Consider the following 24,095-nt stretch of genomic DNA (forward strand, 5'->3'; position numbering starts at 1 on the left):
GGAACCACATGAGCGGCAGTTTCAACACCAGCCAGAACAGCAGTCAGCACACTCAGAGCGGGGACGACGTCTTCACCCTCACCCCACCGGAGGCCGTCGTGCCGGTGCCGAAGGAGAGGGCCGGCGGGCTCGTGCCCGTGGACGAGAGTGTCCGTGCGGACATGGCCCAGAAGGCCGCCGCCTATGTCGACGGGCTCGCCTCCCTCGATGCCCGCTCGCCCGAATTCGCGGGCAAGGTCGGGGAGATCAGCGCGCTCGGCGCCGGTGAGATGCGCACCGCCACCGCGCAGTCCAACCGGATGCTGGAGCGGACCGTGCGCAGCCTGCCGTCGAAGGGCGGGGACGCCCAGTCGCAGGTGGCGGGCTCGCTCGTCGAACTCCGGCGTGTGGTCGAGGACTTGGACCCGCGTGATCTGTCCGCCTCCAAGGGAAGGAAGTTCCTGTCCCGGCTTCCCGGCGGCAACAAGCTGCGCGACCACGTCGCCAAGTACGCCTCCGCGCAGGGGACGTTGAACAAGATCGTGGGCTCTCTCCGCGGTGGCCAGGACGAACTCCGGCGTGACAACGCGGCATTGCAGACCGAGCGGGTCCGCCTCTGGGAGACCATGGGCAAGCTCCAGGAGTACGTCGTCCTGACCCAGGCTCTCGACACGGCCGTCGAGCAGCACATCACCGGCGTCGAGGCCGCCGATCCGAGCCAGGCCGACACCCTCCGCGCGGACGTCCTCTTCCCGGTCCGGCAGAAGCACCAGGACCTGCTGACCCAGCTCGCGGTGTGCGCGCAGGGCTACTTGGCGATGGACGTCGTACGGCGCAACAACGACGAGCTGATCAAGGGTGTGGACCGGGCGGCCACGACCACCGTCTCCGCCCTCCGCATCTCGGTCATGCTCGCCTCCGCGCTCGACAACCAGCGCAAGGTCGTCGACCAGGTCAACGCCCTGCGCGGCACGACCGAGGACCTCATCCGGGGCAACGCCGAGATGCTCTCCACGCAGAGCGGCGAGATCCAGCGCATCGCGGCCGACCCGGCGGTGGGCGCGGAGACGCTCCGTACCGCCTTCCAGCAGATCTACCGCACGCTCGACGCCATCGACACCTACAAGGTCCAGGCGACCGAGGTGATGGCGGCGACCGTGGAGTCCCTGACGTCCGAACTCCAGAACGCCGGCACGTACTTGGAGCGGAGCCGGTCGCAGAGTGCGATGGAGGGTGGGCTCGGATGAGACGCCTTCTCGCCCTCGCGCTCGGCACAGCCGCCCTGTTGACCGCGTGCACCTCGCAGCCCAGGCAACCCGCGACCGACAACGCCCCCAAGCCCGGCACCCTCCGCGTCCTCGCCTCCAGCGAACTCAGCGACATGACCCCGGTGTTCGACCAGGTCCGCAAGGACACCGGCATCACCATCCGTCCCACCTACATGGGCACCCTCGACGCGGTGAACCTGCTGGCGAAGGGCGAGGTCGACGGGCGGTACGACGCCCTGTGGCTGTCGTCGAACGACTATCTGCGGCTACGGCCCGACGCGGCGAAGAAGGTCGTGTCGGAGACCCCGATCATGTCGAGCCCGGTCGCGATCGGTGTGAAGACGGCCACCGTCACGGCCCTGGGCTGGACGCCCGGCAAGGTGACCTGGTCGCAGGTCGAACAGGCCGTCCAGGACGGCAAGTTGACCTACGGCATGACGGACCCGGCGCGCTCCAACTCCGGTTTCTCGACCCTCATCTCCGTCGCCTCCGCCCTCTCCGGCGCCCAGTCGGCGCTCACCGACGCGGACGTCACCAAGGCGACTCCCCGGCTGAAGGAGTTCTTCAAGGGGCAGAAGCTGACGTCGGGTTCCTCGGGCTGGCTGGCCACGGCCTACCAACGCCGGGGAAACGTCGACGCGTTGCTCAACTACGAGTCCGTCCTCAAGGGCATCCCGGGCCTGACGGTGATCCGCCCGAGCGACGGAGTCGTCACCGCCGACTACCCGTTGACCTCCCTCGCCTCGACGGACGCCACGACCCGCGAGAACGTCCGGCGCGTCACGGCGGACCTGCGCGCGGACGCCCTCCAGCGGCTCATCACGACCCGCACGCACCGCCGCCCGGTCGTCCCCTCCGTACCGCCCGCGTCCGGCCTGGACACCAGCCGACGGCGTGAACTCCCGTTCCCCGGCAGCCGGTCGGTCGCCGACGGGCTCCTCGACTCGTACGAGAACAAGCTGCGCCGGCCCTCGCGGACCGTATACGTCCTCGACACCTCGGGCTCGATGGACGGCGACCGGCTGTCCCGGCTGAAGAAGGCCCTCACCGATCTGACCGGGGACTTCCGGCAGCGCGAGGAGGTCACGCTGATGCCCTTCGGGTCGGCCGTGAAGAGTGTGCGGACGCATGTGGTGAGCCCGAGCGATCCGCAGGCCGGGCTCGACGCCATCCGCGCGGACACGAAGGCGCTCAGCGCCTCCGGCAACACCGCGATCTACACCTCGCTGGAGAAGGCGTACGAGCATCTCGGCACCGGCGGCGACACGTTCACCTCGATCGTGCTGATGACCGACGGCGAGAACACGACCGGCGCCAAGGCGAAGGAGTTCGACGGCTTCTACCGGCAATTCCCCGCCACCCAGCGGGAGATACCCGTCTTCCCCATCCTCTTCGGCGATTCGGACAAGGCGGAGCTCCAGCACATCGCCGATCTGACCGGCGGCCGGCTCTTCGACGCCCGACAGGGCTCGCTGGACGGCGCCTTCGAGGAGATCCGTGGCTACCAGTAGGTTTCTGGGCTATCTGGAGTCCCGCAAGAACCTCGCCGGCAGCGCGTGCGGACTCGTCGGGCTGGTGCTGACGTTCGTGGGTGTGGCGGGACCGTACTGGCCGGTCGTGGTCGTCGGTCTGTACGGCGCGGGTGCGCTGATCGCCCCGCCGGAGCGGCCGCCGCTGCCCGACTTCCCGGACCCGTCGGCCCAACTGGAGGAACTGCGGGACGACTTCGAGAAGCTCGGCGGTTATCTGGCGGACGTCGAACTGCCGCCCGCCGCAGCCGGTCGGCTCACCGAGCTGACCCAGCTTCTCGCCGGGCTCCTCGATCCGCAGGTCACGCATGATCTCGCGCAGGATCCGGAGGGCGTGCACATCCTGTCGCGGGCGGTCCGGCAGGACGTGCCGGAGGCGGTCGACACGTTCGTACGGGCGCGGTGGTGGACGCGGTTGGCCCCCGGTGCCGAACCCCCTGAGCGGCATCTGGAACGGCAGTTGACGGTGCTTCAGGAGGAGGCGCGGGGGTTGGCGAGGGGACTTCGCGAGGCCGAGGAGCGGCGGCAGGAGACGCACACCCGGTTCCTGGAGGAGCGCGGGCGCTCTCAGGACAGGTGACCCAGCACGATCAGGACCAGGACGACCAGGAGCAGTACGCCGAGCACTTTCAGGAGGCCGAAGCGGTGCTCCCGCACCGGTGCGGCCGCGGGAGGCGCCGGGATCGTGGGCCGTACCGGCAGGTTGAACACGTCGTGGCCCGTCACCGCGGCCCGCGTGCACCACGGGCAGGTCGGGAGGTGGGAGCCGTAGGAGTGCAGGGGGCGGGCCCGGCAGAGCTGGACCCTGGAGCGCTCCTGGTCCAGGGCGCGTAGCCAGACTTCCGGGGTGGGGCGGGCGGACGGGGCGTGGACGCCCGCGCCGAACGCCGTGTGGGCCAGGGTGAGGAGGCTTGGCGGGAGGACCGAGGGGTCGACGGTGCCGCGTGGGATGACGACGGCCTCGGGGCGGACGACGTAGGAGACGCTCGCGGCGATGTTGTCCTTGACCGTGGACTCGGGGGTGCTGTCGTGCGGGACGCCGCCGAAGGGGTGGTTGCCGGCGGTGAGGAGCTGGTAAATGAGCACCGCCAGCGCGAAGTTGTCGCTCTCCTCGGTGGCCGCGGCGCCCGACTGGCGTTCCGGTGAGGAGTAGTCGGTGGTGTGCATCAGGCAGGGGAAGGGCTCGGCGGTGACCGGGTCGGTGAAGGCGATGGAGTCGCAGTCGAGGAAGGTGACGAAGCCGTTGGCGTCGACGACGACGTTGCTGCTGGAGAAGTCGCCGATGACGAGGTGGTCGTAGTGCATGCGGGCCGTCATGAAGGCGAGGTTCCAGGCGACGCCGAGCAGGAAGCGCCAGTCCGCGCGGTCGCCGAAGAGGCGGAGGCGCTGGGCGCGGGTGAACAGGCCTACCAGCTGGACGTGTTGGGGTTCGCCGAAGCGGCGCATGGCGTAGCCGAGGAACTCGCCCTCGGGGCTGCGGGCCATGGCGGTGGGCCAGGCGAGTTCGGGGGGCTGGTTGGCGTCGGTGGGGCGGGCGGCCAGGGGGGACATGGTGAGCATGCGGGCCAGGCGGCGCTCCAAGTCGGGCCCGGGGCGGTCGCGGTAGAGCTTGACGACGATCGTGTCGTCGCCCTCGACCGGGAAGACGGCCGCCTGTCCCCCGCCCTTGAGCGGGAGTTCGGCGAGGGTGACGGGCTTGCCGTCGAGGTGGACCGTGCGGCCGGTCATGGCGTCACCGCGCGCACGGCCCGCAGGAGGGTCTTGTCGTCGGCGTTGAGGCTGGTGAGCCGGTCCGACCTGAGGAGGGCGGCGAGGCCCTCGTGCGCTTTGTCGGTGACCGGTCCCGGGGTGTCGAGGGAGCCCAACACGGCTTCCACGAACGAGGTGTTGGGCTGTGGCGGGCCGCCGCCGGAGAGGGACAGGGCGGCCTGCGTGAGGCCGTCGGTGGAGAGCAGGACGCCGTCGACGCGCGGGTCCGCCACGCAGTCGGTTCGCAGTCGGCGGGGTGCGTCGGGCGAGGTGAGGAAGACGGTCTCGTTGCTGTACTCGCTGACGGCGGGCGGCTGCGGGAGGAGGTGGAACTGCCGTTCCCCGTCCTCCGTTCCGGCACGGACCACGACGAAGCCGTCGCCGACGCTGAGATGGCCCAGCCAGCCGGGCGTGAGGACCACGACGGTGAGGGTCGTCGCGTAGTCGGGGGCCGTGCTGCCGTAGGTGTCCAGGAAGATCTTGCTGACGTCGTCGAAGGCCTCCGCGAGCAGCCTGTGGACCTCCTCGCCCGGCGGGCAGCCGGACGCGGCGGCCGCCCGGCGCCGGAAGTGCTCGGCCGCCAACTCGACGGCGTGCAGGGCCCCTTGGTCGGAGTGCGGGCGGCTGCCCGCGCCGTCCGCGACGGCGAGGACGGACACGGACGCGGAGGACGTGTAGGTGCAGGCGTCCTGGCAGGGCGTGCCGGTACGGCGGTGCCGGTAGCCCTCGACGCTCAGGCCGTGGATGCGCCAGGGTGATCCGGCCACCGCTCAGCTCTCCCAGGCCGGGCGCTGCGTCTTGAACTGGCTGAAGATCTTCTCGAAGACCTCGTCGCCCGCGCCCTTCTGCTCGGCGTTCGCGCTGGCCGACATCATCTGGAGCAGCTCGCGGAACGGGAAGCCCTGGATGCGCGCGTTGAACTTCGGCGCGAACGCCTGGAGCACCTGCTCGCCGCGGTCCGTGATGCCGCCGACGCCGATCGCGTAGAGCCGGAAGCGGCGAGCCTGTTGCTCGTCGGCGAGGACGGGCAGCAGCCGGTGCCAGGAGTCGGTCATATGGCCGGTGGTGTCGGTGGGGAGGCCGTCGGTGACCAGGCAGATCTGCGGGCGGTAGTACTGGAGTCCGGAGGCGCGCAGCTCCGCCTTGCGGGCCGCGACGACATGCATGGCCAGCTCCAGCGCCTCCGTCATCAGGGTGACCCCGGACGCGGTGAACCGGGGTGCCTGGAAGGCATGCGCGGGCACGAAGGGGTTCAACGGGGCGCGTGGGTCCAGCAGTTGGGGTCCGCGCCAGGCACCCACACCCCGGCCGCCGAAGGTGATGACGGCGACCTCGACGCTGTAGCTGAGGGCGACGTCGTCGTGGAGTTCGCGGGTCCACTCGGCGAGCGCGTCGTTCAGCGACTGAATCGGCGCGCCCGCCATGGAACTTGACGTGTCGAGGCACAGCACGAGCGGCAGCCGCTGCGCGTTGTTCTCGAACTCGATGTCGGCGTACTCCGCCGGCATCGTGGGCGGATATTCGCTGTGCATGGGTCTCTCCTGGTGGCACGGGCGGTACGGGGGTCAGGAACTGCCGCGGGCGTGATGCCGGGCGACGGGCGGGAAGGCGTACAGGACGTCGGAGTCGGGTTCGTGGGCGTCGGTGACCTCGACGTACGCGCCGGGCACGGGCGGCGTCCGGTCCGGTTCGGCCCACACCGCGCGGTACAGGACGTGGTCGAGTTCGACGTATCCCTGCGGGTGAAGTGCCGTACGGACGACGGCCGTTCGGGACGGGTCGGGGCGGGGGCCGACCTGACGGCCGTAGGAGGCGGGGGCCGGTGCGGGTGGGACGGGGCGCAGTCGGGCGGTGGTCTCGGTGGTGGTCTCCGTCGCGCCCGCTACAGCCGGCGTGCGGGAGCGGCGGACGGCGAGGAGGAGGGCCAGGAGCAGGAGGAGGAGTACGGCGGTCAGGGCGATGAGCAGGACTCGTGTGTGGTCCGTGGACCTGTGTCCGCCGAGTTCGGCGACGCCCACCTTCTTGTCGATCAGTTGGCCGCCGGTGAGCGAGGACTTCTTGAGCGCCTTGCACAAGTCGTCGACGCAGGCGGGGAGTTCGCGCAGCGTCTTGTCGTCCAGCCGGTCGATCCGGGCGTCCCGGTCGACGAGTGCGCGGCCGGCCAGGATCAGCAGCGCGCTGCCGCCCTGCCCGGTGTGGACACCGGCCGGTACCTGCACCCGAAGGTTCTTGAGGTCCCGGCGGACGGCGGCCTGACCACCTTTCTGGCCGGCGTCGAAGCCCAGCGGCTTGTTCAGCGTGACCGTAACCACGGCCCCGTCGTCCAGCGCGTCCTGCCAACAGCCCAGCCGCGTCGGAAAGTTCTTGCCGCAGTCCGCACGCGCCGCGGCAGCCGGCCCCGCCGGAATCACCGCGATCAACAGGCCGAACAGCAGAGCAGCGAACAACGTACGTCTCATGACGACCCCCCGTTGGCGCCCATAGTGGAGGCAACAGGCGGGTGGCCGAAAGGGGTTGACTGAGAATGCTCAATTCACTTCTACAGCTGGAAAACCTGATGACAACGGGTGAACATCTGTCGCGCCCGTTCCACCCAATCACTGGCCAGAACATCGAAATCGGCCTGGGAGATCCGGCAGGTCAGCGGCAGGTCGCAGACACCGGCGAGGCACGGTCTCGGTCCGCGCACGTCCCATACCGAGAGCATGGGATTCAGCTGTTCGGTGTTCCACGCGTTCGACGCGGCGGCGGCGATCGCCAATTGATCCTTGCGCAGAGAATGACCGTCGGTGACAAAGGCGACAAGGAGTCTTTTCGTGGTCATGAAACGCACGGTGAGCGTACGTCCGGGCGCTTCTAGATCGAATTGCAGGGAGAGGGAATCGACCTCGCTCTCGACGTGGTAATTCCGGCGGGCACCCCAGGTGTGCGTCAACTGCCGCCAGGACGAGCCGATGTCGTAGTCCCGGCCGGGCGGGAGGGAGGCCTCAGGCGTCGCCACGGACCACCGCCCGCGTGACCATGTCGTCGGTGAGTCCCGCGTCCAGCAGGGCCTGCGCGTGCAGCAGCAGACACGACGGCACCGGCAGACTGGTACCGCCCCCGCGCCGGGCCGCCAACTCACTGCGGCGGACCTCGATCGTGCGGGCCACGGCGGGCGGCGGCCAGGTCGCGGGGCGCGGCTGCGCCAGCAACTCGCCCAGCAGCACGTCCAGTTGGGGACGATCCGCGGGCCGCTTCGCAAGACACCGCGCGAGCAACGGCCGTATCCCCGGTGGTACGCCGTCCAGTTCGGGTGGGCGGTGTACGACCCGCAGGCTCACCGCCTCGCCCGCGCCGAACGGCGGGCGGCCGGTCAGCGCGAACACCAGGACGCCGCCGAGGGAGAACACGTCGCTGGGCGGCCCGATCTGACCCGCCGTCATCTGCTCCGGCGACATGAACGGCGGGGTGCCCACCACGATCCCGGCCTGGGTGAGGCTCGGGGCGCCCTCGACGCGGGAGATGCCGAAGTCGATGACGCGGGGGCCGTCCGAGGCGAGCAGCACGTTGGCCGGCTTGAGGTCGCGGTGGACCAGGTTGGCCGCGTGGATGGCCTGCAACGCCTCGACGAGGAACGCGCCGAGCCTGCGGACCTGCGCCTCGGGCAGCGGGCCGTCCGACCTGACAGCCTCGGCGAGGGAGGGCCCGGGCACGTACATCGTTGCCAGCCAAGGGAGTTCGGCCTCGGTGTCGGCGTCGACGACGGCCGCGGTGTAGGCGCCGCTGACCAGCCGGGCGGCGGCGACCTCGCGGGCGAAGCGCTCGCGGAACTCGGACTCCGCAGCCAGTTCGGGCCGTACGACCTTCACCGCCACCTCACGCCCGGCCGGCGAACGGCCGAGATACACCCAGCCCATCCCGCCGGAGCCGAGCCGCCCGGTGATCCGGTACGGCCCCACACTCAGGGGATCGCTGACCGGTGTGCGCACCCCGCTCACCTCACTTCGGGGTTCGTGACAGGTTGTCCCGAGTGTCCCCCGAAATCCCTTCTCGGGCGGGGAGATGAGCGAAATGGCGGCCAGGGCGCGCATCCGGCGCGGGCGGGACACCCCAGTTGAAAAAGTGTGACACTTCTCGCAAAAGTGTCACACTTTTTCAACTACCTACCCCTCCCCCCGGCCCGCGAGGGGACGGGACGGGACGGGACGGGACGGGTGCCACGAGGTTCAGCCGAGGCGCTCCACCAGCGCGCGGTACTCGTCCCACAGTTCCTTCGGCGTGTGGTCGCCGAAGGTGTTGAGGTGGTCGGGGACCAGGGCGGCCTCCTCGCGCCACACGTCCTTGTCGACGGTGAGCAGGAAGTCCAGGTCGGACTCGGACAGGTCGAGCCCCTTGGTGTCGAGGGCACCCTTGGCCGGCAGCACGCCGATCGGGGTCTCGACGCCCTCGGCGCGGCCGTCGAGGCGGTCCACGATCCACTTCAGGACCCGGCTGTTCTCACCGAAGCCGGGCCACACGAACTTGCCCGCGTCGTTCTTGCGGAACCAGTTCACGTAGTAGATCTTCGGCAGCGTCGCCTGGTCCCGGCCCTTGGCCACATCGACCCAATGGCCCATGTAGTCACCCATGTTGTAGCCGCAGAACGGCAGCATGGCGAAGGGGTCGCGGCGCAGTTCGCCGACCTTGCCCTCGGCGGCGGCGGTCTTCTCGGAGGCCACGTTGGCGCCGAGGAAGACGCCGTGGTTCCAGTCGAAGGACTCCGTCACCAGCGGTACGGCCGAGGCGCGCCGGCCGCCGAACAGGATCGCCGAGATCGGCACGCCCTTGGGGTCCTCCCACTCGGGCGCGATGATCGGGCACTGCGCAGCGGGCACGGTGAAGCGGGCGTTGGGGTGCGCGGCGGGCGAACTGGACTCCGGCGTCCAGGAGTTGCCCTTCCAGTCCGTGAGGTGGGCCGGAGTCTCCTCCGTCATGCCCTCCCACCAGATGTCGTTGTCGTCGGTCAACGCCACGTTGGTGAAGACGGAGTTGCCCCACAGCGTCTTCATCGCGTTGGCGTTGGTGTGCTCGCCGGTGCCGGGTGCGACGCCGAAGAAACCGGCCTCGGGGTTGATCGCGTAGAGCCGGCCGTCCTCCCCGAACCGCATCCAGGCGATGTCGTCACCGATCGTCTCGACGGTCCAGCCGGAGATGGTGGGCTCCAGCATCGCGAGGTTGGTCTTGCCGCAGGCCGAAGGGAAGGCCGCCGCCACGTACTTGGACTCCCCCTGCGGCGGGGTCAGCTTCAGGATGAGCATGTGCTCGGCGAGCCAGCCCTCGTCCCGCGCCATCACGGAGGCGATGCGCAGGGCGTAGCACTTCTTGCCGAGCAGGGCGTTGCCGCCGTAGCCGGAGCCGTAGGACCAGATCTCGCGGCTCTCGGGGAAGTGCGAGATGTACTTGGTGGAGTTGCACGGCCACGGCACGTCCGTCTCGCCCTCGGCCAGCGGTGCTCCGAGCGTGTGCACAGCACGCACGAAGAATCCGTCGGTACCGAGTTCGTCGAGGACGGGCTGTCCCATGCGGGTCATGGTGCGCATGGAGACGGCGACGTAGGCGGAGTCGGTGATCTCGACGCCGATCGCGGAGAGGTCCGAACCGAGGGGGCCCATGCAGAACGGGACGACGTACATCGTCCGGCCCTTCATGGAGCCGCGGAAGATGCCCTTGTCTCCCGCGAAGATGTCCCGCATTTCCGCGGGAGCCTTCCAGTGGTTGGTGGGTCCCGCGTCCTGCTCCTGCTCGGAGCAGATGAACGTCCTGTCCTCGACCCGGGCGACATCGGTCGGGTCGGAGGCGGCGTAGTACGAGTTCGGGCGCTTGATCGGGTCGAGCTTCTTGAAGGTGCCCTTTTGGACGAGCTCCTCGCTGAGCCGCTCGTACTCCGCTTCTGATCCGTCACACCAGACCACGCTGTCCGGCTGGGTCAGTTCTGCGATCTCGTTCACCCACGAGACCAGTTCTTTGTGCTCGGTTGGAATGACGGGGGGAGCCGCGATGTCGCGCGCCACGATTGCTCCTATGATGAGGGATTTTGTCCTTGTTGCCCCGTGGGGGCCGCGACCCGGATGCTTCACGATGGTCGATCTTGGCGCTCATCCGGTGCCGACCGCACTCATTTGATCATCCGACGCGTCCGCCCATATGTCCAGAGGGCCTCACATACGAGCGACGTGAGGATCGCCACTCATCCGGAACTCGCCGACATGTTTTCCGTGCGTCACCATCGCTTCACCCCGGGTACCCGGGTCTCGGCCACGCATGAGAGAGTGGCCACTTCTGACCCCTCATCTCGCCGCACTGACACGTAACTTACGGTTCCGTAGGTACGATTGAGCGCATGACTGCGTCCGTCCCCGACGCGCCCACGGACACGCCGACAGACGGCCACGGTCCCTCCGCGCTCTCTCTCCCCGACCACGTCAAACCGAAGTTGCGCGGCTGGCTGCACCTAGGCATGTTCCCGGCCGTCCTCGTCTCGGGCCTGGTGCTCACCGCTCTCGCCGACACACCCCGGGCCCGCATCGCCTGCGGGATCTTCGCCCTGACGGCCTGCCTGCTCTTCGGGGTCAGCGCGCTGTACCACCGGGGCGACTGGAGTCCGCGCATGGACGGCGTCCTGCGCAGACTCGACCACGCCAACATCTTCCTGATCATCGCGGGCACGTACACGCCCCTGACGATGCTGCTGCTGCCGGGCGCCAAGGGCCAATGGCTGCTGTGGAGCATCTGGGGCGCGGCGGCGGCCGGCATCGCCTTCCGCGTCTTCTGGGTCGGCGCGCCGCGCTGGCTCTACACCCCCTGCTACATCGCGATGGGCTGGGCGGCCGTCTTCTTCCTGCCCGACTTCATGCGCACGGGCGGCATCGCCGTCCTGGTCCTGGTGGTCGTCGGCGGTCTGCTCTACAGCGCGGGCGGCGTGATCTACGGCATCAAGCGGCCAAATCCGTCACCGCGCTGGTTCGGTTTCCACGAGGTCTTCCACTCCCTCACGGTGGCGGCGTTCCTGGTGCACTACGTGGGGATCTCCCTGGTGGCGTACCAGCACGGGTAGCACCTGAGGCACCCACCCGGGACACCTCCTCTTCATGGCCACGGCTTTCGAGCCGTGGCCATTTCTCATGTCCCGTTCCACTTCCTGACAGCAGATCCCTGTTGGCATCCACCATCTTTTGAGAGCTACTCTCATTTCATGGCTACTGTCACTCAATCCAACGACGTGCGACGCGACCCGCGTCGCTGGTGGGCCCTCGGGGCCCTGGTCGCGAGCATGCTCACGCTCGGCTTCGACACGACGATCCTCAACGTGGCCCTGCCCACGATGGCCGGTGAGCTGGGCGCCACCACCGGCCAGCAGCAGTGGATGGCGGACTCCTACGTCATCGTCTTCGCGGCCCTGATGCTCCCGGCGGGCCTGCTCGGCGACCGCTTCGGACGGCGCCGGATGCTGATCGCGGGGCTCGGCATCTTCCTCGCCGGTTCCGTGGCCGGCGCCCTGGCCGGTGACGTCAACTGGGTCATCGCGGCCCGCACGGTGATGGGCGTCGGCGCGGCCCTGGTCACCCCGCTCGCCCTGTCCGTACTGCCTTCACTCTTCGGCCCCGACGAGCGCACCAAGGCCGTCGGCGTCATCTCCGCGGCCTCGTCGCTCGGGCTGCCGCTCGGCCCGATCATCGGCGGCTGGCTGCTCAACCACTTCTGGTGGGGCTCGGTCTTCCTGGTCAACATCCCGATGGCCGCGATCGGCATCGCCGCCTGCGTCTTCCTGCTGCCCGAGACCAAGGACCCCGCATCCCCCAGGGTCGACGCCCTCTCCACCGCGTTCACGGCGGCCGGCCTCGGCGCCCTGATCTACGCGATCATCGAGGCGCCCAGCCGCGGTTGGGGCGACCCGCTGATCGTGGGCATGCTCGTCGGATCCGCGATTCTGTTGGCCGCGCTCGTGCTGCGTGAGCGGCGCATGGAACGCCCCATGCTCGACATGACCCTGCTCAGCCACCGCGGCTTCCTGTTCAGCTCGATCGCGGCGACCCTGGTCATGTTCGTCCTGTCCGGCCTGCTGTTCGTGCTGCCGCAGTACCTCCAGGCGGTGCTCGGCAACGACGCGCTCGGCACCGGCGTCCGGCTGCTGCCCATGATGGGCGGCCTGATCATCGCGGCCCGGGCCGCACAACCGCTCGTCAACAAGTTCGGCTCCCGTGCCGTGGTCTGCGCGGGCCTGGTGGTGCTGGCCTTCGCCGCGCTGCTCGGCAGCCGTACGACGGTGGACTCCGGCTACGGCTTCACCGCGCTGTGGCTGTCCATCACCGGGTTCGGCTTCGGCTTCTCGATCGTCCCCGCGATGGACGGTGCGCTGGGCGCGCTGCCCCGGGACCGGGCCGGCAGCGGTGCCGGGCTCCTGATGACCATGCGCCAGGTCGGCGCCGCGATCGGCATCGCCCTGCTGGGCAGCCTCCTCGCGAGCAGCTTCCGCGACCGCCTCGACGTCACCGGCCTGCCCGCGAAGGCGGCCGACACGGCCGGGGAGTCCGTCGTAGCGGCGCACATGGTCGCGCGGAAGGCAGGCTCGGCGGACCTCATCTCCTCCGCGAACAGCGCGTACGTCCACGGCATGGGCCTGGTCCTGCTGGTGTGCGGCGTCGCGGCCCTCGTCACCGCCCTGCTGTCGGCGGCGTTCCTGCCGAACACGCCGGCCGCGCCCACCAAGAAGGAGGAGGCCGAGGAAGACCCGGCCACAGCCGTGGCCATCGCTCTGGCGGATGCCGGACAATGAGCACCATGACGGCAACGCCCTCCCCCTTCAGCCCCGCCGACCGCCCCCAACTGGGCCTCCGCGAGCGCAAGAAGATCAAGACCCGCGAGGCGATCCGCACCGCGACGTACGCACTGGTCAAGGAACAGGGCTACGACGCGACCACGATCGAGCAGATCGCCGAGCGCGCCGAGGTGTCGCCGTCGACCGTCTTCCGCTACTTCCCCACCAAGGAAGACATCGTCATCACGGACGAGTTCGACCCGATCATCATGGAGGAGCTCCGGGCTCGCCCCGCCGACGAACCGTGGATGGTCACCCTGCGGTACGTGATGCGCAAGGCCATCCAGTTCGGCCTCAAGGAGGACCAGGAGATCTCCCGCCTCCGCTCCCACCTCATGGTCCAGGTCCCGGCGGTGCGCTCACGGATGATGGAGAGCATGTCGGTCACCGGCAACATGCTCTGCCACGCCATCGCCGAACGCACCGGCCGGGACGCGGAGAGCCTGGAGGTCCGGGTCTACGCGATGTCCATCGTCGGCGGCCTGATGGAGGCGTCCCTGTACTGGGCGGAGAGCGGCCACCAGGGGGAGCTCTCGGACCTGGTGGAGCGGGCGATGGATGTACTGGAGCACGGGCTCACTGACTGAGCCCGCGCTCCAGCGACAACTACCCCTTCTTCTTTACGGTCTTGACGTCACCCTTCCCGCACGCCACCCCGTCCCTGTTCGGGTCGAGTCGCAGCGGGTCGTCCTTGCCGTTGACCTTCAGGCGGCCGTAGTCGTTCTGCTGGAGCCATGAACAGCGGGCCGCAGTAGTCGACTTGACCTCCTTCGGGAAGACGGTCGGGACGCAGACGTTGATCGTGCCGTAGTGGCGGTCGCAGCCGGAGATGGTCGGGCTGACCTTCTGGGAGGTGCGCTTCTTGCCTGGCTCGGTGACCTTGCCCTTCAGGGAGTCCGCGAAGGAGTGGACGTGGGCGGAGGCGGTGTCTGTAGTGAGTGCCGAAGGGCCTTGCAGGTGGACCCACTTGGCCACCGACGGGACCCCGTTGGCGTCGACCGCGAAGAGCATGTACCAGCCGGGCGGGGCCAGGTTGGGGTTGCTCGTGACGTTCAGGTCGACCGTGTTGCCGTTCACCGACAGCGGCAGGTCCACGAACCGCTGGTTCGGGTCCGAGGAGTGCGTGACCGCGGCCGGGCGGATCAACTCGGCCTTGGCGATGGGCCGGTCGACGGTGACCGTCTGGGTGTCGCCGTACTCCCACTCGTTGTCGATGACCGAAGTGATCGTCGGCCGCGTGCCCTTGAGGAGATACGGCGGGGTGTAGATCGACACGTTGTGGTTCCAGGTGCCGTTGCCCGGGTTGTCACCGGTCGACATCACCCGGCCGTCCGGCAGCAGGAACGAGGAGGAGTGGTAGCCCCGGGCCTCCGGGTCGGCGGCCACCGGGTCGAACGTCGTGGTCGCCGGGTCGAAGATCGACGCCTCGTACACCGGGTTCGCGCGGTTGTGCAGCCCGCCGCCCGTCTCCAGGACCGTGCCGTCCGGCAGGATCACGGTGGACACGTACATCTTGCCCTGGGCGCCGGTCTCGGCCACCGGACCGTTCCCCAAGTCGACGGTCCCCTGCGGAATTTGGGGGCCGACCGTGTACGTCGGGTTCGCGGCCTTGAGGTCGATGATGTCGGTCAGCCGGTTCGCGTCCGGGTTGGAGTCGATGTTGCCGCCGCCGACGGTGAGCACCTTCTGGTCCTGCGCCGGAGGCAGCAACACGCTTGCCGACTGGTCGCGTTGGTCCTTGTTCTGGAGCCCCGAGACCGACGTGATCGTGTTCGCGTTGTAGTCGTAGATCGCGCTGCCCGTCCCCGGGATGTTGTTCCCGAAGACATGGCTGCCCGTGTAGAAGAGCCGGCCGTCCTGCATCAGGACCATCGACGGGTACAGCCCCCAGTACGACCAGGTCTGGTTGACCTGCGACAACGGCAGCCACTTCTGCTGGGCGTCCGACCAGTACTCGGCGGTCACCGACCCCGTCGAGTCCTCGCGCAGCCCGCCGAAGGAGATGACGTCACCGTTGCCCAGCTCGGTCGCCGACGGGTACCAGTGACCGTCGTTGAGGTCGTTCGTCCTGCTGTACGTCTCGGTCGCCGGGTCGAAGATGTACGAGTCCTTGTACCCCTCGTACCCGTGCGAACCGTCCGCCGCCGGGAACGCCTTGTTGCCGCTCAGCACCAGCACCCGGCCGTCCTGCAACTGGATGTGCCCCGAGCAGAACATGTCCTTCGGCGTCGGGATCACTTTGTACGTCCCGGCCACCGGGTCGTACACCGCGCTCGTGAACGTCCCCGCGTCGAACTGCTCCTGGCTGTTCCCGGAGCCCGCGATCAGCAGCACCTTGCCGTTGTTGAGCACGACGGAGTGCATCGAGCGCACCGGGTTCTGGGTCGGGAGCACGTCCCAACGGCCGTTCGCACACTCCTCGGTGGTCGCCGTACAGGTCGCGGGCGGGAGCGTGTCCGGGACCTGGTCCATCGTGTAGTCGTCGGTGGTCGCGGACCCGGTGCCGTAGACCGAGACCCCCCAGGTGATCCGGTCGGTACCGGCCGGGACTTCAGGCGTACGGACCGTGGCCTGGGTCCAACTGCCCTGCATCTCCAGGGTCTTGAGGTCGGTCCAGTACTGCCACCCGGCCGTCGCGTCGTGCCGGAACAGCGTGATGTTCGCGTCCGGCGTCGTCGTCTTGTACCAGAGCCCGAGGTCGTACTGCTTGCCCGCCGTCACCACCGGCGCGCAGGCCGTCGACTCGGTGATCAGCGCCTTGCGGTCACCGTCCACCCGCCGCGTCACGGTGACCTTCATGGCCTTCGAACCGGAGTGCGCGTCCGAAGTCGTAGTGAAATCAAAGTCGTTGTCGCCCCAGCCGGACTTCTCCCAGCAGTACGGCATCCCGTCACCGCCCCCCGTCTCGAAGCCCGGGTTGACGACGAGGTTCGCGGCCTCGGCCGACTGCGGCGAGGTGAGCAGCAGTCCGACGGTCAGGGCGCCCACCCCGGCGAAGGCGGTTCTTCTGCGGTACTTGTTCACGCGGCTCTCCTTGGTGCTGTACGACTCTCCTTGCGGCTCCCTTTGCGACGCGGGAGGTAGACCAACGCCTCTGTGCCCACGAAGCGCAGAACGAAGGTCATGACCAGCGCGAGCGCGGTCGCCGACACGGCGCCCATGCCGAACTTGTGGACGAACAGGGCGATCAGCGGGATCCGCAGCACCAGGTCGGCGTTGGCGAGCAGCGCGAACCGGCCCGCCCGGTCCCACCAGCTGCGGTGCCGGCGCCGGTCGCGGAACAGCAGGTGCTCGATGAGCAGGAAGTTCCAGGCCACGCCGAGCTGGTTGGCGAGGATCTCGGCGGGGACGTAGTGCATGCCCGTCTTGGTGAGCGCCCACAGACCGACCAGGTTCGGAAGGAAGCCGGTCGCTCCGATCAGACCGAAGACCACCATGCGCGCGACCGGCGAGGCGGTACGCAGGCCGAGGAGGTGGCGCAGGAAGCGAAAACCCTCCTGCGCGGTCGACTTGGACTCCCCCGCGAACCGGTCCTGGAAGACGAACGGCACCTCGGTGACCTGGCGCGGACGGCTGCGTACGGCGAGTTCGAGCAGGATCTTGTAGCCGAGCGGCTTGAGCGCCTCCGCCGTCACCGCGCTGCGCCGGATCGCGAAGAAGCCGCTCATCGGGTCGCTGATACCGCGGAGTTTGCGCGGGAAGAACGTCTTGGTGAGCCAAGTCGCCCCGCGGGAAACGGCGATGCGGTATCCGCCCGCCAGTCCCTCGCGGCTGCCGCCCTTGATGTATCGGGAGGCGACCACGAGCCCGGCGTTCGATCGCTCGCCGGTGCCGACCAACTCCGGTACCAGGGACGGCGGATGCTGGAGGTCGCCGTCCATGACGACGATCCAGTCGGACGTCGCCGCCTTGATCCCCTCGACGACAGCGCCGCCGAGCCCGCCGACCGGCTCCTCCCGGTGCAGCACGGTCACCGGGAACGGGCAGTCCTTCGCCGCCTCGGAGATCACCTCGGGGGTGTCGTCGGTGGAGTCGTCCACGAAGACGACCTCGCAGGGCAGGCGGGTGGGCACCGATTCGGTGATCCGGTGCAGCAACTCCCGTACGTTCGCGGACTCGTTGAAGGTCGGTACGACGATGGTGACGGCACCGGGTTCGGCCAACTCCGCACCGCGTACGGCCGGATCGCCCAACTCCCCGGGGACTGTGGACTCTTGGCTCATCACTGGGCTCCCACGGTCTCGGACTGGATCTGCCGGATCTCGATGCGGTCGTCGCCGGTGCCGAAGGTGGCGACCGGGGTGGAGTGCTCGATCGCCGCCTTGACGTTGGGCAGGTCGACCGCGTCGCGCCGTACCGTCGGGGAGGCCACCACGTAGTCGATGTCCTTCCAGCCGTGCGGCATCGTCTTGGTGACGGCGGGGTCGAGGTCGGCCTTGTAGAACCAGATGACCCCGAGCCCGGGCCGGTACCCGGCGTGCACCAGGTCCAGCCAGAGCGCGTCGTCGACGAGGACGCGGGTGTCCTTCGGGTCGGCGACCTCGGTGGAGAGCCACTGGGAGGCGGCCCGGTAGGGGGCGTTGGCGTCGGTGGTCATGGCGGTGCGGTCGCCGTCGTACCACTTCGGTACGACATAGGCGCCGGCCGCGATCGCGAGGACCACGGCGAGCGCGTACCGGCCCCCGGTGACGTACCGTTTCTCCCCCTCGGCGCGCCATCTGCGCAGTACCGCGTGGGCGACGGAGGCGGTGCCCCCGGCCAGCACGAGCGCGAGGAAGGGCAGCGCGCCGATGATGTACATCGCCGGCAGGTAGCCGTTGGGCCGCATCGAGACCAGGGCGAGGATCGCCACGGTCATGGCCGGTCCGGCGAGGGAGCGGGCGGTGACCGACCAGCGCCAGGTGACCAGCAGGAGCAGCGCCCCGGCGAGACCGCCCAGCGGCAGGACACGGTCGTAGTACAGCCAGGAGTGGAGGACGCCGTAGGAGCCGGTGCCCTGGTCGAGGATGAAGCCCGAACCCGGTCTGGTCATCTGGTACTTGAGGCCGTCCCACAGGGAGACGTGGCCGCTGCCCGGCAGCAACTCGCCCTTGAGCAGGGCGAAGAGGGGATACGAGAAGCCGATCAGGACGCAGGCGGTGATGGCGCCGGTGAGCGCGAACTTGCGGGTGTCGCGGTGTCCGTGGCGCCACATGGTGAGCAGCAGCGCGGGCAGGACGATGAGCATCGTCTCCTTGGTGAGGACCGAGGCCGCGCCTGCGAGACCCGCGCCGAAGTGGTGCCAGAGATGGCGACTTGGGGACGCGGCCAGGCAGAACGCGAGCAGCATCCACATCACGGCGATGTTGTCGAGGAAGATCTCCCGCTGGAGGATCACGGACAGCGGGGAGAGCCCGAAGAGCACCATGCCGAGCCCGGCCGCCCAGCGCGGGAGCGAGAGCCGTCGGGCGAGGACGTAGACGAGGATCGCGCTGATAGCGCTGATGACCAGCATCGCGAGGCGCATGGTGCCGACGGTCATCGAGTCGGGGCTGAAGTGCGCGGGGATCCAGGTGAGCAGGGCGATCTGGATCCAGCCGAGGGGCGGGTGGTCGTACCAGTAGGTGTAGTGGGCCAGGCCCGTGCCCTGTTGGACGGCCCAGGCCTGGGCGAGGTAGGTGCCCTCGTCGTCGCTGAGCGTCGGGTAGTCGGCGATGTTCCAGCCCTGCACGACGAGGATCGCGACGAGGAGGAGACCGCAGAGGAGGAGGTCGGACCGGGAGGAACGGAGCCGCGAAGGTGGCGCTGTTCGACCGGCCGAACTGGTTTCAGGCGCAGGCTGCCGCTGCGCGGGGACCGTGGTGGTCACCGCGGGAAGGGTGGAAGTCACGCAGGAACGTCCTCTCGGATCACTGCGGTTTCGGTGAGGTGCGCGCCGACGTGGGACGTCAACTCCCAGTCGTTTCGCCCGCGTTGCTCACGCCACACTGCGCGAATCGCGGCTCCGGCCAGGAGCACCTGGTAGAAGGGGCCGCCCACGACGAGCTTCAGATAGTGGACGGCGCGGACGCGGAGTCCGTACTGCTTGCCGAAGTCGTGCAGGCCGACGACCTCGAACACGAAGGTGACGGCGGCGGTGACCAGCGGCAGGAAGGTGAGGAAGGCGATGCCCACCGGCACGTCCAGGAAGAGCGCGACCGCCGCGTTGAGCGGGATGATCACCCCGGAGAAGGCCTGGAGGAACGGCGTCATCAGCGTGTAGCGGGCGAGCAACCGCTGCCCGAATCCCGGGAGTTGCTTCCAGTCCTTCTTGCGGTAGACCTGAAGGAAGCCCTGGTTCCAGCGAGTTCGCTGCTTCAGCAACGACATCAGCGAGCCGGGGGTCTCCTCCCGGGTCACCATGTCGGAGTCGTAGGCGACGACGACCTTCTTGCCGACGCTGGACAGGCGGACGCCCAAGTCGCAGTCCTCGGCGAGGCAGTTGGGGTCCCAGCCGTCGGCCTCGCGCAGGACGTCGGTCCGCACGAAGACGGTGTTGCCGCCCAGCGGGATGAACCCCTTCTGCGCGTGCAGGTGCAGTCGGGAGCGGAACCAGAAGAAGTACTCCAGGCAGTTGCGCAGGCTGTACCAGCTGGAGTGGAAGTTGATGAGCTGGACGCCCCCTTGGACGACGTCCGCTCCCGTCGTCCGGAACGCGTGGTCGACGTGGGCGAGCAGCGCCGGATGGACCTGGTCCTCGGCGTCGAAGACCCCGACGACATCGCCGCGGCAGTGCGGCAGCGCCGTGTTCATGGCCTTCGGTTTGTTCTTCTTCTCGTGTGTGTCGACGACGACACGGACGCGCGGGTCGCGTTCGGCGGCGCTGTTCGCCACCGCCGCGGTCTCGGGGTCGTCGTGCCCCACGATCACGATGATCTCGAAGTCGGTGTGCGTGGACTCCAGCAGCCGCTGGATGGTGTGGTCGAGCACGGCCTGTTCGTGCCGGGCCGGCAGCAGCAACGAGAACGAGACGTGCTCGTCCCCGTCCGGGCTGCTGAATCGGGTGGAGGCGAGCACTTCGGGCGTACGCCACGCGTGCATCTGCCACCACAGGGTGAAGGCGGCCATCCAGAACAGGGCCAGCGAAACGACAGCGATGAAGACAGACGTCAGCACAACAGATCCCCCCAGGATCCCAATACCCCCCGGCGCGACGGTGAGTTACAGCCGTCGCGTCACGAGGCAGAGACTATGGGTGATCTGTGAATCGAACAGGCGATTTCAGTGAAGAGCGTGTTTCGTCACATTGAGGCTCCCACATGAGCATTTCTCGCACTGGTCTCGTTTGAGACGGTTACGACTATGACATTTCACCTGCTCAGCGCGGTGCGCAGTCGCTCGGGGTCGGTCGTCGGCGCGTCGCAGGTAAAGTTACGGCAAACGTACGCGGCCGGTCCACCGTCGACCAAGGGCCGGTCGGCGAGCAACGGCAGCTCGTCACTCTCCGCCACCCCGAAGGCGACCACGGCCCCGGGCGCGGTCCCCAGAAGTGCCGTACGGTGCAAGGTTTTCGCACCTTCGTCACCGAGCGAGGACCCTACGACGGCCACCTCGCGCGGCCCGTCGAGATACGCCTCGGCGACGGCGAGCCCCCACCCGATGAACCGCGGCACGCGCGGCCCGAGCGCCTTCACGACCCCCAACGCCCGCTCGGCGGCGGTGCGATGGGGCTCGGCGCCGGTCTGGGCGGCATAGCTGAGCAGCGCACCGGCGGCGGCGGTCCACCCGGACGGGGTGGCGTTGTCGGTCGGATCCTGCGGCCGCCGGATCAGCTGCTCGGCGTCGACGGCGGTGTCGTAGAGCGCCCCCGACTCATCGACGAACCCGGCGAGCACGTGGTCGAGCAGGAACCCGGCGAACTCCAGCCAGACCCCCTCCCCCGTGACCGAGGCGAGCGCGAGGAAGCCCTCGGCCACATCGGCGTAGTCCTCCAACACCCCGGCGTTCGCCCCGACTTGGCCGTCCTTGCTGGTGCGGGCCAGCTTGGCGTGCTCGTCCAGATGCAGGCGTACGAGGAGATCGGCGGCGGAGACGGCGGCCTCGACCAGGTCGGGGCGGTCGAAGTAGGCGCCGGTCTCGGCGAGCGCGGCGATCGCGAGGCCGTTCCAGGCGGCGACCACCTTGTCGTCGCGGCCGGGAGCGGGGCGCTGTGAACGGGCGTCCAGGAGACGGCTCTTGACCGACTCGACCTTCTCGGCGTCGAAGACCCCTTCGCTCTGCGGCAGTTGAAGAACGGACTGCCCCTCTTCGAAGGTCCCGTCGTCGGTCACGCCGAAGTACTGGGCGGCGAGTTCGGCGTCCTCTCCCAGAACCTCGGTGAGCTGCGCGGGCGTCCAGACGTAGTAGGCACCTTCGACGTGCTTGCCGGTGCCGTCGTCGCTGTCGGCGTCGAGGGCGGAGGCGAACCCGCCCTCGTTCGTGCGGAGTTCACGCACGATGAAGTCGGCGGTCTCGACGGCCACGCGCCGGGCCAGCTCCGAACCGGTGCTGCGCCACAGGTGGGCGTAGACCCGGCAGAGCAGGGCGTTGTCGTAGAGCATCTTCTCGAAGTGCGGGACGACCCACTCGCGGTCGACGGAGTAGCGCGCGAACCCGCCCGCGAGCTGGTCGTAGATCCCCCCGCGCGCCATCCGCTCGCAGGTGTCCCGGGCCATCTCCAGAGCGCCCTCGGAACCGGTGCGGGCATGATGCCGCAGCAGGAACTCCAGCGCCATGGACGGCGGGAACTTGGGCGCGCCGCCGAATCCGCCGCGCTGCGGGTCGTACTCCCGCGTCAGCCCGAGCAGCGCCCCGGACAGCTCCTCCTCGCCGGGGGCCTCGGTGCCGCCGTAGTCGATCTCGCGCCGGGACAGGTCCCGCGTGATCTTCCCTGCGACCTCGGCGACCTCGTCCCGCCGGTCGGTCCACGCGCTGCGCACCCCCTCCAGCACCTGCCGGAAGGAGGGCATGCCGTGGCGGGGCGCGGGCGGGAAGTACGTCCCGAAGTAGAAGGGCTCGGCATCCGGCGTGAGAAACACGGTCATGGGCCAGCCGCCCTGACCGGTGGCCGCCTGGACGGCCTCCATGTAGACGGCGTCGACGTCGGGGCGTTCCTCGCGGTCGACCTTGATGCTGACGAAGTGCTCGTTCATGTAGGCGGCGACCGCTTCGTCCTCGAAGCTTTCCCGAGCGAGGACATGGCACCAATGGCAGCTTGAATAGCCGACGCTGAGCAGCACCGGCACGCCTCGCCGCCGCGCCTCGGCGAATGCCTCCTCCGACCAGGGCCACCAGTCGACCGGGTTGTCGGCGTGCTGGAGCAGGTAGGGGGACGTCTCATGGGCCAGTCGGTTCGGCATGTACCCATCGTGCCTGACAGGAGCCGGAGGCCGCGGGACGGCCTGCCGCCCAGGCATGCCGCTCCACCCGGGTCCGTTCAACGCCATACGGGTTCCAGCCGTGAGAAGTCCCAGGAGTGATCGCCTTTCACACCGGGCCGTACGAGACAGTGGACGAAGGCGGACGCCACGAGAGCCCGCTTCTCCTCAAGTCCCATCCCGTCGGACTGCCGGCGCTGCTGGACTCCGTCGGGCACACTCACATCTGCATGTGTCTCGGCGAAGAGCAGCTGTTCAAGGGCCAAGTCCGCGAGCGGCCCACTGATGCTGCACCGCCTGCAACTACGGCATGCGTAGACGTAGGGACTTCTCCTGCTCCTCCCTTTCTCAGCACACATGGCGCCGAGACAGATCGTGCCGTCCGCGCACCGAGCCCCACACCGGAGAAAGCCGGTACCGAGATGGCTGGGGGCTGGGTTCCGACTCCCTGTCAGTCTTGGAGCGCCGCTGCCCCGATGCATGAACAGGCTTCCGGGTGAGAACGTGCTGCACACCGCGCGCCACTGTTCGGGCGCCACGACGGGTTCCCAACGACCGACCACCGGTTGGCCTGTCTGCGGAACCACCAGCAGTTCACCTCGGTTCGCCCGATACCCGCACACTCTCGGTGCAGTGATGATCTGGGTGACCGTCTGCGCATTCGGTGTGCCGCCACGGGTGCCCGTGACACCGAGATCACGCCATTCACGTGCGACGGCCCGGATGGACTTGCCTCCGATACGGTCGGTGATCGCCTGCTCGACGATTTTGGCCTCGTACGGGTGGAGAGAGAGCCGGTCTTCCCGCCAACCGAAGGGCCGCGGCCCGCTGTGCGGCACCCCCTCCACGGCACGGGCCCAGTGCCAGTCCGCCAGTCGTCGACTTCTGATCCGTGTCTCCGTGACCGCCGCGTCCAGCGATCGCATCGCCTGAAACAGCCCCTCCTCCGAGTACGGATCTCGGACGCCCCGCGGATCGACGTAGATCCTCCCGGGCGAACTGGTCAACGCGGCGACGAACCGGGCCAGGTCCTCCGCACGTCGATACAGCCGGTCATCGGCGACACAGACAACTCCTTGGACGCGCTGCCCGTCCTCGGTGTGCCCGCGCCGCAGGTCCACGACCAGGCGGTCGAAGCCGGGTCTGGTCGCTCCCGCTCTGGACGCGCTGCGGCCGCTGTCGCCGTATGCGGCAACCACCGTGCAACCGTGCTCATGTGCGGTCCGCTCATTGATCCGCATCTGATAGCGCACACCATGACCATCGCGTTGCCGGAAATCCTCCGACGTACGGGCGTAGGACACAACCGGTATCGATGCGCTCGGCTCGCTCGCGGCACTGAGGTTCACAGCTCCTCCAT

General features: G+C 68.9%; 19 protein-coding genes. 6 read left to right on the forward strand and 13 right to left on the reverse strand.

Annotated features, from left to right (window positions below; translation table 11 throughout):
• The first annotated feature begins 8 nt into the window (after positions 1-8).
• From OG194_RS16680 to OG194_RS16690, 3 genes are read left to right on the forward strand one after another with little or no spacing between them, the layout of a single operon-like run.
• Complete coding sequence (locus OG194_RS16680; RefSeq protein ID WP_327401640.1) at positions 9-1,226, forward strand: toxic anion resistance protein; 1,218 nt, start codon at positions 9-11, stop codon at positions 1,224-1,226.
• Positions 1,223-2,758, forward strand: a complete 1,536-nt coding sequence (locus OG194_RS16685) for a vWA domain-containing protein (RefSeq protein ID WP_327401641.1) — start codon at positions 1,223-1,225, stop codon at positions 2,756-2,758. The genes OG194_RS16680 and OG194_RS16685 overlap by 4 nt, the downstream gene beginning before the upstream one ends.
• The gene (locus OG194_RS16690; protein WP_327401642.1) at positions 2,745-3,356 is read left to right on the forward strand and encodes a hypothetical protein; all 612 of its coding nucleotides are present in this window, start codon (positions 2,745-2,747) and stop codon (positions 3,354-3,356) included. Before OG194_RS16685 ends, OG194_RS16690 begins: the two co-directional genes overlap by 14 nt.
• Here OG194_RS16690 and OG194_RS16695 read toward each other — a convergent pair.
• From OG194_RS16695 to OG194_RS16725, 7 genes are all read right to left on the reverse strand, one after another.
• Positions 3,344-4,504, reverse strand: coding sequence for a hypothetical protein (locus tag OG194_RS16695; RefSeq protein WP_327401643.1), 1,161 nt, complete (start codon positions 4,502-4,504; stop codon positions 3,344-3,346). The two genes, OG194_RS16690 and OG194_RS16695, sit on opposite strands and share 13 nt — an antisense overlap.
• A complete protein-coding gene (locus OG194_RS16700; RefSeq protein ID WP_327401644.1) occupies positions 4,501-5,292 on the reverse strand; it encodes a PP2C family serine/threonine-protein phosphatase in 792 nt (263 codons plus the stop codon). The genes OG194_RS16695 and OG194_RS16700 overlap by 4 nt, the downstream gene beginning before the upstream one ends.
• Positions 5,293-5,295: 3 nt before the next feature.
• The gene (locus OG194_RS16705) at positions 5,296-6,057 is read right to left on the reverse strand and encodes a vWA domain-containing protein (RefSeq protein WP_327401645.1); all 762 of its coding nucleotides are present in this window, start codon (positions 6,055-6,057) and stop codon (positions 5,296-5,298) included.
• Between the two features lie 33 nt (positions 6,058-6,090).
• Positions 6,091-6,984: a hypothetical protein gene (locus OG194_RS16710; protein ID WP_327401646.1), complete on the reverse strand. Its 894-nt coding sequence runs from the start codon at positions 6,982-6,984 to the stop codon at positions 6,091-6,093.
• A gap of 80 nt (positions 6,985-7,064) precedes the next feature.
• Positions 7,065-7,526 (reverse strand): hypothetical protein, encoded by a 462-nt coding sequence (locus tag OG194_RS16715; protein ID WP_327401647.1) that lies wholly within the window; start codon positions 7,524-7,526, stop codon positions 7,065-7,067.
• On the reverse strand, positions 7,513-8,496 hold the full coding sequence (locus tag OG194_RS16720) for a serine/threonine-protein kinase (protein WP_327401648.1): 984 nt from the start codon (positions 8,494-8,496) through the stop codon (positions 7,513-7,515). Before OG194_RS16720 ends, OG194_RS16715 begins: the two co-directional genes overlap by 14 nt.
• Positions 8,497-8,733: 237 nt before the next feature.
• Positions 8,734-10,557, reverse strand: coding sequence for a phosphoenolpyruvate carboxykinase (GTP) (locus OG194_RS16725; protein WP_327401649.1), 1,824 nt, complete (start codon positions 10,555-10,557; stop codon positions 8,734-8,736).
• A gap of 329 nt (positions 10,558-10,886) precedes the next feature.
• On the opposite strand from OG194_RS16725, the gene trhA reads away from it, so the two are divergent.
• From trhA to OG194_RS16740, 3 genes are all read left to right on the forward strand, one after another.
• Positions 10,887-11,600, forward strand: coding sequence for a PAQR family membrane homeostasis protein TrhA (trhA, locus tag OG194_RS16730; RefSeq protein WP_327401650.1), 714 nt, complete (start codon positions 10,887-10,889; stop codon positions 11,598-11,600).
• A gap of 138 nt (positions 11,601-11,738) precedes the next feature.
• A complete protein-coding gene (locus tag OG194_RS16735; protein WP_327401651.1) occupies positions 11,739-13,319 on the forward strand; it encodes a DHA2 family efflux MFS transporter permease subunit in 1,581 nt (526 codons plus the stop codon).
• Positions 13,316-13,948 carry a TetR/AcrR family transcriptional regulator gene (locus OG194_RS16740; protein WP_327401652.1) on the forward strand — a complete coding sequence of 211 codons (633 nt, stop codon included), beginning with the start codon at positions 13,316-13,318 and terminating at the stop codon, positions 13,946-13,948. The genes OG194_RS16735 and OG194_RS16740 overlap by 4 nt, the downstream gene beginning before the upstream one ends.
• 19 nt (positions 13,949-13,967) lie before the next feature.
• On the opposite strand, the gene OG194_RS16745 is transcribed toward OG194_RS16740, so the two are convergent.
• From OG194_RS16745 to OG194_RS16770, 6 genes are all read right to left on the reverse strand, one after another.
• Positions 13,968-16,385: a galactose oxidase-like domain-containing protein gene (locus OG194_RS16745; RefSeq protein ID WP_327401653.1), complete on the reverse strand. Its 2,418-nt coding sequence runs from the start codon at positions 16,383-16,385 to the stop codon at positions 13,968-13,970.
• Positions 16,382-17,584 carry a glycosyltransferase family 2 protein gene (locus OG194_RS16750; protein ID WP_327401654.1) on the reverse strand — a complete coding sequence of 401 codons (1,203 nt, stop codon included), beginning with the start codon at positions 17,582-17,584 and terminating at the stop codon, positions 16,382-16,384. Before OG194_RS16750 ends, OG194_RS16745 begins: the two co-directional genes overlap by 4 nt.
• Complete coding sequence (locus OG194_RS16755; protein WP_327401655.1) at positions 17,584-19,230, reverse strand: ArnT family glycosyltransferase; 1,647 nt, start codon at positions 19,228-19,230, stop codon at positions 17,584-17,586. Before OG194_RS16755 ends, OG194_RS16750 begins: the two co-directional genes overlap by 1 nt.
• Positions 19,227-20,495 carry a glycosyltransferase gene (locus tag OG194_RS16760; protein WP_327401656.1) on the reverse strand — a complete coding sequence of 423 codons (1,269 nt, stop codon included), beginning with the start codon at positions 20,493-20,495 and terminating at the stop codon, positions 19,227-19,229. Before OG194_RS16760 ends, OG194_RS16755 begins: the two co-directional genes overlap by 4 nt.
• A 194-nt stretch (positions 20,496-20,689) precedes the next feature.
• Positions 20,690-22,717, reverse strand: a complete 2,028-nt coding sequence (locus OG194_RS16765; RefSeq protein ID WP_327401657.1) for a thioredoxin domain-containing protein — start codon at positions 22,715-22,717, stop codon at positions 20,690-20,692.
• Between the two features lie 77 nt (positions 22,718-22,794).
• Complete coding sequence (locus tag OG194_RS16770; protein WP_327401658.1) at positions 22,795-24,084, reverse strand: recombinase family protein; 1,290 nt, start codon at positions 24,082-24,084, stop codon at positions 22,795-22,797.
• Positions 24,085-24,095 lie beyond the last annotated feature (11 nt).

This window comes from Streptomyces sp. NBC_01288 (assembly GCF_035982055.1).
GTDB lineage: Bacteria > Actinomycetota > Actinomycetes > Streptomycetales > Streptomycetaceae > Streptomyces.

Bases quoted from the DNA above. Each gene is read 5' to 3' on its own strand.
- OG194_RS16680 (WP_327401640.1), top strand. From the start codon at position 9: ATGAGCGGCAGTTTCAACACCAGCCAGAACAGCAGTCAGCACACTCAG.
- OG194_RS16685 (WP_327401641.1), top strand. From the start codon at position 1,223: ATGAGACGCCTTCTCGCCCTCGCGCTCGGCACAGCCGCCCTGTTGACC.
- OG194_RS16695 (WP_327401643.1), bottom strand. From the start codon at position 4,504: ATGACCGGCCGCACGGTCCACCTCGACGGCAAGCCCGTCACCCTCGCC.
- OG194_RS16705 (WP_327401645.1), bottom strand. From the start codon at position 6,057: ATGCACAGCGAATATCCGCCCACGATGCCGGCGGAGTACGCCGACATC.
- OG194_RS16710 (WP_327401646.1), bottom strand. From the start codon at position 6,984: ATGAGACGTACGTTGTTCGCTGCTCTGCTGTTCGGCCTGTTGATCGCG.
- trhA (WP_327401650.1), top strand. From the start codon at position 10,887: ATGACTGCGTCCGTCCCCGACGCGCCCACGGACACGCCGACAGACGGC.
- OG194_RS16735 (WP_327401651.1), top strand. From the start codon at position 11,739: ATGGCTACTGTCACTCAATCCAACGACGTGCGACGCGACCCGCGTCGC.
- OG194_RS16740 (WP_327401652.1), top strand. From the start codon at position 13,316: ATGAGCACCATGACGGCAACGCCCTCCCCCTTCAGCCCCGCCGACCGC.
- OG194_RS16750 (WP_327401654.1), bottom strand. From the start codon at position 17,584: ATGAGCCAAGAGTCCACAGTCCCCGGGGAGTTGGGCGATCCGGCCGTA.
- OG194_RS16765 (WP_327401657.1), bottom strand. From the start codon at position 22,717: ATGCCGAACCGACTGGCCCATGAGACGTCCCCCTACCTGCTCCAGCAC.